Source organism: Streptomyces roseochromogenus subsp. oscitans DS 12.976 (assembly GCF_000497445.1).
Taxonomy (GTDB): Bacteria; Actinomycetota; Actinomycetes; order Streptomycetales; family Streptomycetaceae; genus Streptomyces; species Streptomyces oscitans.
On sequence record NZ_CM002285.1, the window covers coordinates 9,479,227 to 9,484,869 of the forward strand.

The window sequence follows — 5,643 nt, forward strand, 5'->3', positions numbered from 1 at the left end:
GGGCCAGCAGGAACTCGTCCAGTTCCGTCAGCTCCAGCGACTTCGCCGGCCGCCAGCCCATATACGTCGCCACCTGCCGCAGATGATCCGTACGCGTCTGCCCCGGGAAACCCCGTACCCGCGCAGCACCTCGACCGGCAGGCCGATCTGCCGCGCCAGCCGCCCCACCGCCGCCGGCGGAACGGAGGGAACCTCGTCCGGCACGAAGCCCAGCCACGGCAGCGTGCACAACTGCACCGCGGCCCCGAGAACCGTCTGGGAACGCAGGAACTTCCGCAGGAACGCCTCATCCGCCGGGGTGAGAGTGAAGTAGCGGATCAGCTCTTCCTTGCCGATCGCCGGAAACGAGCGCAGGGCCTCCTGCTCCTCGTCGGAGAACACCCGTGTTGCCATCTGCCCGTCGCTCCGGTCAGCCAATTCACTGGTTCAGCCCAACGAGCAAACCGACTCGACGGAAACGGCCCAGGTCAGGGGCTACTTCGTTGATTTTGCCGCGAATACTGCTGGGACGCCTCCGAGGCCCGTCGGCGGATGCGGTGCAGCGGTGCCGGGCATTGTCCCGGCACCGCGCGGAGGGCGCTTGTGCCCCATCCGCGGCTCAGCCGGATGATCCAGCCACTCCGGCGGGTCGCCAGGCGGACATGTTCGTGTAGCGCTGGACCAGCGTTGCCTGGGTCCACGCGCCGTTGGCGTAGCGCGTGGTGTGGAAGAGCGTGCCGCGGTTGTCGTCGGAGGCGAAAACGAGCTGGAGGTTTCCTGCCACGTTGACGGCGGTGACCTCCTGCAGCACGGTGCCGATGAAACCCGCGCGGTTGAAATCGACCCGTGCGTTGATGTCGTCCCAACTGCTCCAGTGCCCGTTCGGGCTGCGGATGGTGTGGTACTGCGCGACCTGGCCGTTGGTCAGCACGACCATCTGCAGGCTACTGCCGAATCCGGCCATGGCCACCCGGATCGGCATGCCCCAGTGGCGGGGGGTGCCGGCCCAGGACAGCACGTTGCTCCACGGCGTCCACCTGCCGTTCGTGCCGAGGGCGGTGTGCAGAACCGTGCGGTGGATCTGGTCCACCGCGGCCACCTGCAGCCCTCCGCCGACCGAGGCGGCCGACAGGCTCTCGAACCAGTCGTTGCGGTAGGCGCCGCCTGGCGCCACCTGATCGGGAGCGGTCCAGGTGCCGTGGGACTGCTCCATGGTGTGCATCAGGCGGCCGTTGGTGTCGATGTACACCAGGTGCACATGGGTTCCTACGACGGCTGCCGCAAGGTAGTTCCGCGTCGGCTTGGAGGTCACCCGCACCGGCGCCAGGCCGGGCATCGGAGTGGGGGCGGGCCAGCTGCCGTCCGGGTTCTGGGTGGTCTCCTCCAAGGTGACGTCCGAGCCGGTGGGCTGCTCGATGAACAGACGCAGCCGGCCGTTTTGCACCACGTCGGTGAAGTCGTAGAAGAACCCGCTCTTGAACAGGTGCTTGGTCGGGGCCCACTTGCCGTTGGCGTATCGGGCGGTCTGCAGGACCTCCCAGTTGGCGCCCTGCACGAGCAGGTCGAGTCCGCCGTTGCCGGCCATCGCCGCCGGGTGGGCGGGGGAGGCGGCAACTGCCGAGGAGGCGGCGGCCGCTGCCTGTGAAGCAGCGGGTGCTGCCAGGGGAGTGAGGCTGATTGCGGCGGCGAGGCACAGCCGCGCTATCCGCCGGAGGTATGACTTCAAGGAACCCTCTGGTGCGTAGGAGACAGACGGGGATCTTAGGGGATGCTGTGAAGACCTGAACAGCCGTGCGCCCGGCGGATCCTTTCGTGCCCGTGCGACCGCGCCACCCCACGGGACCGCCGGCCCGGAGGCTGTTCACCAGACGGTTCGTGGACCAGGTGCAGTTCCTGGCCCCCGCGCCAGTTCGTTCTCCAACTCGGCGAACTGCTCGTCGGACAGCTTGGGCAGTTTCGGCGGCCCCACAAATGTGAGCGCGGCCATCCACCCTTCCCCAAGGCGCGAGCGCTGCCTGATCACCCGCCGGACGGCATACCCAATCCACCTGCACACATGGAGAACAGACTCTTCCTCTGGACCGGCGCGGGGGTGACGGAGCGTCAGCGAACTCCTGATGCTGCCGCTTCCCTGCGAGTCCGCCGTGTTTGCCGATCCTCTGAGTTCGCTCTGAGGGTGTTGATGCAGTCTTGAACAGCAGGTGACAGATCACCTAACGTCTCGCGGCGCAAGGCACGTTCCAACGTGGTGACACCAACGTGCCGCCTGGCCAGCGGCGTTGCACAGCCCTCCCGCACGTCTCCCTGACAGAGAAGGGCACCACCGTGCTTCGTTCTGCATTTGCCGTCGGCTGCGCCACAGCGCTCGCCGTCGCCGGTCTCGCCGCCGCCGCACCCGCAGGGGCCGGCGAGCTCGCACCGCACCACCACCAGATGAAGACTCGCGGCGCGCACACCGCGGCCGCTGCGGGCAACAACCTCTCGTACAACGGCGGCAACGTCGTCACCAACCCGCAGATCTACGTCGTCTACTGGGGCAATCAGTGGGGCACCGGCTCCACGGTCACCAACGACCCCTCGGGCGAGGCCGCACTGCAGCTGAACTTCTTCCAGCACGCCTACGGCAACGGTGACACCTGGTCCAACTCACAGACCCAGTACTGCCAGGGCGTGACCGTCGGCACCACCCAGTGCAACGGGGCCGGCACGGCGGTGGGCCACCCCACCTCCGACCCCGTGGCCGGCACCTGGCTGGACAGCTCGGCCAAGGTCGCCAACAGACCGAGCGACGCCTCGATCGCCGCGGAAGCTGTCAAGGCCGCCGCCCACTTCGGGGTCTCCGGCGACAACGTCGAGGTCATCGTCGACCTGCCGCACGGGGTCGTGCCCAACGGCTTCAAGACGCAGTACTGCGCCTGGCACGACCACACCACCACCGGCTCTGGCGCTGACCTACCCTACACCAACATGCCGTACGTCACGGACGCGGGTACGGGGTGCGGCGCGAACTTCGTCGCGACGGGCTCGTCCGGGGTCAACGGTGCCACCGAGGGCATCACCATCGTCGGCGGCCACGAGTACGCCGAGACCCTCACCGACCCAGCCCCGAGCAGTGGCTGGGTGGACAGCACCGGCTACGAGACCGGCGACAAGTGTGCCTGGATCTCCAGCGGGCAGGGCGCGTCCACGATCGTCGGCCTCAACGGCACGAACTTCGCCGTGCAGTCGCTGTGGAGCAACAACTTCAACGGCGGGGCGGGCGGCTGCGTGGTCTCCTACACCAGCGCGAGCAACCAGCACTGACACCACATCCGGTTCGCAGACCGAGTCCGCTCCCCTTACCGGGGCGGGCTCGGCCTCCGGCCTCATTCGAGGGTGATGATCGTGAACCGAACCCTGTCCGTACTCACGCTCGTGACCGCCGCCCTGCTGTCTGCCTGCAGCGCCAGGGCATCCACGGTGGCAGCAGCCCCCGCGCCCACCCCGACCCCGCCGTCACCTCCTGCCTGCGCGAAGCTGCCAGCCGGCGTGCTGCCGCACTCCGCCGGGCAGCTGACGCAGAAACACAAGGGCGTGTACTGCCTCCCGCGTGGTCAGAGGGTGGACATCTTCTTGACCGCGAGGAACAGCGGCCGGTGGCAGCCGGTCCACATAGCCGGGAACGGCGTGCTGGTGCCCGCGAACACCGGCGTGATGACCGCACCAGTCGGCGTCACTCCGGCGATGTTCGTAGGTACGACGGACGGCACGGCGGTACTGACCAGTTCGACCCCGTCAGGAGGCAGGTGGAAGGTCACCATCGAGGTCAAGGGCTAGTAGGACTCCGTTAGTCCACCGGACCGTTGGGACGGCGCCGCCCCCTGGTCCTGGCCGGGGCGAGGAGCCCCCTGCCGCGCCGGCCGGAGCTGGCGGGCTCCCGCCGCCGATCACGAGCCTGATCAATCGATGTACGGAGACGGGGTGGAGGTCGGGTGGCCCGGGGTGCGATTCCCCCGAGCCACCCGACCCCTGTGCTGCGGGTGGTCGTCTCGGCCGTGGCGCACAGCTGGACGGTACGGCGCAGATCGGGTGGTCCACGCTCTGGGAGGCTGCCGGACACGGTCATTCGTCATGGAAACGAAGACGGTGCCGCTCAGGCCAGCCGTCAGGGCAGCGCGGAGCCGGTGCCCCTGCGGATGATCCGCAGCAGGCACTTGCCCTCGTCGTCATCGATCTCGCGGACGCGAACTCGTTCTGCCACCCGGACGGCCTGGCGGGACGGCGCTTGCCGGACCAGGATCCGAACGGTGCGTCACGTCATAACAGGACGAAAGTTCTCTGATGTGACGCTAGATCGGGCTCGCGAGGGGCACGCCGACCCGTTCCATGCGAGCTTGTGGCAGGACGGTCACTGAAGTCACTTCGGTTGGTCAGCCTGCTGTCGGGCTCTGCGGGACCTGCGCTCGTATGAACCCGTGGCTCCGCTCCACTTTCGCCACATGCAGTGTGTAGCTCTGGTACCACTCGACTTGCCCTCGCTTTTGCGCCGCGCGGTGCTCGGCGTTGCACCGCCACTCCGTGAGGGCGTCGGCGTCGCGGAAGTACCCGACGGTGATGGACAGCCCGCCAGGGGTCTGCGCGTGGTCCATCCCCAGGAACCCAGGGACGTCCTTCACCAGGTCTTCCATGCGTGTGTTGGTCTCGCCGTATCCGCTCTGGTCCTGGGTTCGCACCGCGGTGAAGACAGCCACGTAGTAAGGGGGTTCATAGGCCTCGACGGGCGCGACAGGCGCTTCCGAGTGATTGCTCATGGCGCCACCGTAGGGCGGGATGCGGCCAACGATCCAGCGTCTTTCCTGAACGGGACACATGAGGGATCGGGCTCTTGACCAAAGCCGTCCGAGCTCTCCTCCAGCTCCCGGAAACGGCCACGAGCCCACCGGTTCACAGAACGGCGCGAGGGATGCGGAACAGGGCGAACAATTGGCTGATGCGCGGCACCAGTTGGCGAGCTGACCATTGTGTTGGTCAGCGAGTTGATCCCTGTTCGGCGACGCTGCGGATGTCGTTGCGGAGCGGGCGCATAGGATCGTCGGCATGGCGCTGCGACCTGTTCACGTGAACATAAAGGCTCTTGATGCTTCAGCGGTCGGCCGGTTCTGGGCGGAGGCGCTCGGCTGGAGTGCTTACAGCCTCGGCGTGACCACGTACGTTGGACCCGTCGGCGGCCTTGTGTGGCCGGACCCGGTCGCCGTCGGCATCGACGTCGTTCCCGTCCCGGAACCCAAGACAACGACGAAGAACCGTGTGCACCTCGATCTCGCCACCACCTCTGCGGCCCATCAGGCGGAGCTGGTCGTACGCCTGCAGGCTCTCGGTGCGACGCCCGCCGACGTGGGCCAGGGCAAAGTGCCGTGGACGGTCCTCGCCGACCCCGAGGGCAACGAGTTCTGCGTGCTGGAGCCTCGGGAGATCTACCGGGACACCGGGCCGATCGCCGCGGTGGTGGTCGACTGCGCGGATCCGCGCGCCATGGCCCGGTTCTGGGGCGAGGCGGTCGACTGGACCCTGCACGAGGTGACCGACGATCACGCGGTGTTGCGCTCCGCCAAGGGTGTCGGCCCGTATTTCGAGTTCCTCCGTACGCCCGACGTGAAGACCGTGCCGGACCGCCTCCATCTTGAC

General features: G+C 67.8%; 6 protein-coding genes. 2 read left to right on the forward strand and 4 right to left on the reverse strand.

Annotation, left to right across the window (positions count from 1 at the left end):
- Positions 1 to 27 precede the first annotated feature (27 nt).
- The gene (locus tag M878_RS50430; RefSeq protein ID WP_023553738.1) at positions 28 to 393 is read right to left on the reverse strand and encodes a DUF4158 domain-containing protein; all 366 of its coding nucleotides are present in this window, start codon (positions 391 to 393) and stop codon (positions 28 to 30) included.
- 205 nt (positions 394 to 598) lie between these two features.
- Positions 599 to 1,705: a hypothetical protein gene (locus tag M878_RS90610; protein ID WP_158692886.1), complete on the reverse strand. Its 1,107-nt coding sequence runs from the start codon at positions 1,703 to 1,705 to the stop codon at positions 599 to 601.
- A gap of 599 nt (positions 1,706 to 2,304) precedes the next feature.
- Here M878_RS90610 and M878_RS90615 point away from each other — a divergent pair.
- On the forward strand, positions 2,305 to 3,282 hold the full coding sequence (locus M878_RS90615) for a hypothetical protein (RefSeq protein WP_078630545.1): 978 nt from the start codon (positions 2,305 to 2,307) through the stop codon (positions 3,280 to 3,282).
- Between the two features lie 290 nt (positions 3,283 to 3,572).
- Here M878_RS90615 and M878_RS90620 read toward each other — a convergent pair whose 3' ends face one another.
- Both M878_RS90620 and M878_RS90625 read right to left on the reverse strand, forming a co-directional pair.
- Positions 3,573 to 3,788, reverse strand: coding sequence for a hypothetical protein (locus M878_RS90620; RefSeq protein ID WP_158692887.1), 216 nt, complete (start codon positions 3,786 to 3,788; stop codon positions 3,573 to 3,575).
- Between the two features lie 600 nt (positions 3,789 to 4,388).
- Positions 4,389 to 4,769 (reverse strand): antibiotic biosynthesis monooxygenase family protein, encoded by a 381-nt coding sequence (locus tag M878_RS90625; protein ID WP_023553743.1) that lies wholly within the window; start codon positions 4,767 to 4,769, stop codon positions 4,389 to 4,391.
- A 286-nt stretch (positions 4,770 to 5,055) separates the two neighbouring features.
- Here M878_RS90625 and M878_RS90630 point away from each other — a divergent pair.
- A partial coding sequence (locus M878_RS90630; RefSeq protein ID WP_031227328.1) for a VOC family protein occupies positions 5,056 to 5,643 on the forward strand: 588 nt, incomplete at its 3' end.